The sequence below is a fragment of the Pelatocladus sp. genome (assembly GCF_059505505.1).
Window position 1 is genome coordinate 1 of record NZ_JCACKS010000220.1, and the last position, 5,457, is coordinate 5,457.

Sequence of the window (5,457 nt, forward strand, 5' to 3'; positions counted from 1 at the left end):
AACTTCTATTGACGTTCTTTTACCACAAAATATACTATTTTGGAGATGTTTAGTAGAGATCAGTGGGACGTCTACAAATGTCCAGTTTCTCAGTGGTTTGTTTACTCAAGTTTACCCAGGCTCAACAGGAAATGGGGGAGACTTGACGATTAAAACTCAAAAGCTATTTGTACAGGATGGAGCGCGGGTCAGCGCTGGCACTTTTGGTGCAGGTAATAGTGGGAAATTGAATGTCACTGCTGAAACCATAGAACTGATTGGTACTACCCCTAATGGTCAGTTTCCTAGTGGTTTATTTGCTCAAGCAGAACAATACTCAGCAGAACAATACTCAACAGGAAATGCAGGAGACTTGACGATTAACACTCAAAAGCTATTTGTACGCGATGGAGCATGGGTTAGTGCTAGCACTTTTGGTAGAGGTAAGGGCGGGAATTTGAATGTCACTGCTGAAACTATAGAACTGATTGGTACCAGCCTTAATGGTCAATTGCTCAGTAGTTTGTTTGCTCAAGCTGCACAAGGCTTAACAGGAAATGCAGGAGATTTGACGATTAAAACTCAAAAGCTATTCGTACGCGATGGAGCACAAGTTGGTGCTAGCACTTTTGGTGCAGGTAATAGTGGGAATTTGAATGTCACTGCTGAGACTATAGAACTTATTGGTACTAGTGCTAATGGTCAGTTTCGTAGTGGTCTATTTGCTCAAGCTAACCCAGGCTCAAGAGGAAATGCAGGAGACTTGACGATTAACACTCAAAAGTTATTCGTACGCGATGGAGCAAAAGTTAGTGCTAGCACTTTTGGTGCAGGTAATAGTGGGAAGTTGAATGTCACTGCTGAAACTATAGAACTTATTGGTACCACCCCTAATGGTCAGTTGCCTAGTGGTTTGTTTGCTCAAGCTGAACAATACTCAACAGGAAATGCAGGAGACTTAACCATTAACACTCAAAAGCTATTTGTACGCGATGGAGCAGGAGTATTTGTCAGAAGTTTAGGAACAGGTAATGCAGGTAATTTGAAAGTAACCGCTCGCTTTATCAAGTTAGACAATCAGGGAAGCCTTACTGCTAGCACCAGTTCAGGTGACGGTGGCAATATTACTCTGAGTGTCCAGGACTACTTATTCATGCGCCGCAATAGTAACATTTCCGCTTCCGGGGGAAACAATGGCGGTAACATATTTATCAACAACAACCCAGGTTATCGAGGCTTTGTGATTGCTACACCTGTGCAAAACAGCGATATCACCGCTAATGCATCTACAGGTCAGGGAGGTAAGGTAATTATCAATTCTTATGGTATTTTCGGGTTTGTACCCCGTAGTCGAGAAGACAGCGAACTGCGTTCTAATGGCTTTGATCCAAGTAAACTACCTACCAATGACATCACAGCTATTTCGCAACAAAGTCCGACTTTGAGTGGCACTGTAGAAATTAATACTCTAGATGTTGACCCCAGTCAGGGATTACTCGAATTACCAGATAACCCCACAGACCCAAGTAGTCAAATTGCCCAAAACCCTTGTCAACAAGGTGCTGGCAGCTCATTTATCATCACCGGACGAGGTGGTTTGCCATCTAGCCCAAATGATGGCTTTAGCAGTGATAATGTTCGCATTGATTTAGTCAATCCATCTACTAGTAGCAGCAGTTCCCAAAATTCAACTATCAACCAACCCACAACCCAACCCACAGCTAAGAAAATTATCCCCGCCCAAGGTTGGATATTTAACGACAAAGGTGAGGTAGTGCTAACAGCCTATGACCCCACAACCACCACTGCTCAACGCACTTCTAAACCAACTGCGGCTTGTCCTGCTCCTTTTTAAGTCAACGTCACTTCGATGGATTTCATTAGTCCAACATCCCACTCTCAAAAAAATTACTGGCTCATAGCAAAAATCCACTTCAAGTGGGTTGAAGGAGTTATTCATTCAGTTACAGGACTTACACAAGTGTCACAACAAATAAAAATTTTTTGCTTGTAGTAAGGGCTTTAGCCCCAATACTGCTCGGATAAGACAAATCGATTGACATTTAAAACCTGTAGAGACGTTGCAGTGCAACGTCTCTACATGCCCAAAATTACGACGACAAATCCTTAACCGAGCAGTATTGGCTTTAGCCCTTATTTTGAGGACTAAAGTCCACCCTTCAGGAAGCCGCTCTTACGAGCGTCTACACTACGAACTTCAATAATATGCCAGTTGCGTAAATCCTAAGTTAAAAGGGCTTTCCCCCTTGGTGTCTTCGTGCCTTGGTGGTTCAACAGTCAAAACAAGTAAAAAGTAAAAAGTCACCAAGAAAAATACATTACACCTTGAAAGGTCTAGTCCTAAAATCTTTAAGCGATCGCATTCCTAAAGTTCTTGTAATCAGTCAGTAGTAGAGTTACTTTTTTTTGATAGTCATAATTTAAACATTCGCCTAATCACAAGAACCGATGGTCAGCTCTACCCTGATTGCTACAATCTATGTCAACCCGATAACGGGGAATGATGCTAATACTGGGTCACGCTTAGTTCCATATAAAACCCTTACCCGTGCTTTAAAAGTAGCCAAAACTGCAACAATTATTCAGCTTACACCAGGTAATTACAGCAGTGCTAATGGTGAGATTTTTCCACTGACTATCCCAGCTGGGGTAATGGTGGTGGGTAACGAAGCCACAAAAGGTCAAGGTATCGTTATTTCTGGAAGTGGAGAGTATCAAAGCGAAAGTTTTGGATTGCAAAACATCACACTGCTATTACTCGATAATGCCAGTCTCATGGGTGTGAGTGTAACTAACTCGCTCGCCAAAGGTACTGGTATCTGGATTGAATCTACAGCACCAACTTTAGCTAATAATAGCTTGATTAAGTGTGGACGAGAAGGCGTATTTGTTAGTGGTACAGCCAAACCAGCGATTCTCGACAATGTATTTGCCGAAAATGGTGCTTCTGGGTTGGTAATAGCACGTAATAGTAAAGGAGAAGTGCTGCGGAATGTTGTCCAAAAAAATGCCATTGGTATCGCCATCAGTGATTTTGCCGCTCCCTTAATTGCAAATAACAAACTATCAGAAAATCAGACTGCGATCGCTCTATCTCGTGATGCACGACCAGTACTACGCCAAAATGTCATCGAAAAAAATTCCCAAGGCGGTTTGTTAGTAAACGGTAACGCGATCCCCGATTTGGGTAGCACACAAGATCCTGCTGGTAATATATTTCGCGGCAATTCTGGTTTTGATGTGCAAAATGCCACATCAGCAAAATTAGTTTCGGCTGGAAACCTGTTAAATCCTGTGGGGATCAAGGGATTAGTAGAGTTGAGTGCAACTGTTGAAAGCACTGCCAAACCAACACCTGTAAACACGAGTTTTTCTGACATGTCAGGACATTGGGCAGTTGCTTTTGTAGAAGCTTTACTAAATAAAGGCTTAATTAGTGGCTTTGGTGATGGTACGTTTAAGCCAGAAGCCCCAATCAATCGCGCTCAATATGCTGCTGTGATTGCTAAAACTTTTGAACTACCTCTAAAGAATAAATATAGTAAATTCACTGATATTAAATCAGATTTCTGGGCAGCCCCAGCCATAGAAAAAGCTGCTAGTATGGGGTTCATAAGCGGTTTTCCAGATAGTACATTTCGACCAGGACAAAATTTAACAAAAATTCAAGCCATCGTATCGCTAGTAAATGGGTTACAACTAAGTGGTGCTAATCCTAATGTGTTAACCGTGTATCGCGATCGCGCTCAAATACCCAGTTATGCAACTGAGGCTGTGGCCATTGCTACTCAGAAACTACTAGTGGTAAACTATCCGCAAACGGAAATACTCGAACCTTTGCGGGACATCACTCGTGCTGAGGTAGTAGCGTTAATTTATCAAGCGTTGGTGAGTAGCGGTAAGCAAAAACCAATAATTTCTCCTTACATTGTCAATCCAGATGCCGATATTCCCTCATTTACAGATCTTAGGGGACACTGGGCAGAAGGATTTATTCGGGCATTAGTGAGTATGAATTTAACCCGTGGTTTTGCTGATGGTAGCTACCAACCAAATCAACTAATGACTCGCGCTCAGTATGCTGCTTTAATAGCAGCAGCTTTTAACCCCACTGCTAAACGTTCAGCACCAGAGTTTAGTGATGTACCCAAGAATTTTTGGGCTTACAAAGCCATTCAACAAGCAGCACAGGGCGGGTTTGTGGGTGGTTTTAATGATCGCACCTTCCGCCCTGTGCAAAATGTGCAACGATTACAGGTGATTGTTTCTTTGGTCAATGGACTTAGTTTACCAGCAGCTAATGCTGATGTATTATCTGGGTTTAGCGATCGCAATAGCATTCCCGATTATGCCCGTACCGCAGTTGCAACCGCGACGTTGCAAAAAATCATAGTTAACTACCCAGATACTAAACAAATTGCACCCACAAAAGAAGCAACACGGGCAGAAGTAGCGGCAATGGTATACCAAGCATTAGTTGCGATCGGGCGATCTCCAAAGGTTAATTCACCATATATTGTTTCTCCTTTTGCAGTGGGGAAAGAGTAGAATGAGAGACACTCTTTTATTATTGAACGATCCCCCATTACCCCTTCGCCCCTAATCCCCAAAGGGGGCCCCGAGTTCACCTCCAGGGGTCCCACCTGCCCCAATCCCCAATCCCCGATCCCCTAACAGCTAGCCATATGCAACGGGAGCAAGATTTAGCCCTATTGCCTCAAACCGAAATACCACCTTTTACACCAAGTTTGGGAACATCTGCCGACTTGGCAATAGCCTTATTGATTCACTATAGTTTTGAACTCAGTGGTTATCAGGCCAGTGAACTAGTTCATCGTTGGCAACAGCAATACTCTGATAGTTGGTTACATATGGCAGTGATTGAAGCACTGTATCAGGGGCGTTATAAAGCGATATCAGTACAGCAAATATTAACACTTTGGCAACGACGGGGGCAGGCTGTCTTTCATTTCAATATGGAATTTGAGCGTCTAATTTGCAGCAAGTTCCCCGAAAGCTTAACTTCAGTACCAACATGGTCTCAATTTTCTTCTTACCACAACCCTCGTCTCGATGAAGTGAAAAAAGAAAACGTGGGGACAGGGGGACACAAAGACGCGGGGACGCGAGGACACGGAGGACAAGGAGGACAAGGAGGACAAGGAGGACACGGAGGACAAGGAGGACAAGGGGACATGGGGACACAGGGACATGAAGACACGGAGAGATATCTTAATAATTTCTCCGCGTCTCCCACTCACAGCGTCACCGCGTCTTCTTCCCTCCCCGCCACTCCTACTCCTAAACCACAACGAAAGCTACTTCCAGCTACTGTCAATCATTCTCCAATTGAGCAATTTACTCCCCAAACGAGCGATCGCTCTCAGTCATTTACCTCAAAACTGAAAGCGATGTCTAATGACAATTTATAAGAATGTTGGTTGAAAACCCTTATTT

3 protein-coding genes are annotated in these 5,457 nt (G+C 43.4%); all 3 read left to right on the forward strand.

Annotated elements, in window-relative coordinates; translation table 11 throughout:
- Positions 1 to 1,834, forward strand: a 1,834-nt coding sequence (locus AC5JMK_RS20145; protein ID WP_495910889.1) for a two-partner secretion domain-containing protein, incomplete at its 5' end; no start/stop codon positions are given.
- A gap of 614 nt (positions 1,835 to 2,448) precedes the next feature.
- A complete protein-coding gene (locus AC5JMK_RS20150) occupies positions 2,449 to 4,548 on the forward strand; it encodes an S-layer homology domain-containing protein (protein ID WP_495910890.1) in 2,100 nt (699 codons plus the stop codon).
- A gap of 137 nt (positions 4,549 to 4,685) precedes the next feature.
- Positions 4,686 to 5,432 carry a hypothetical protein gene (locus tag AC5JMK_RS20155; RefSeq protein WP_096677295.1) on the forward strand — a complete coding sequence of 249 codons (747 nt, stop codon included), beginning with the start codon at positions 4,686 to 4,688 and terminating at the stop codon, positions 5,430 to 5,432.
- Positions 5,433 to 5,457: the final 25 nt, after the last annotated feature.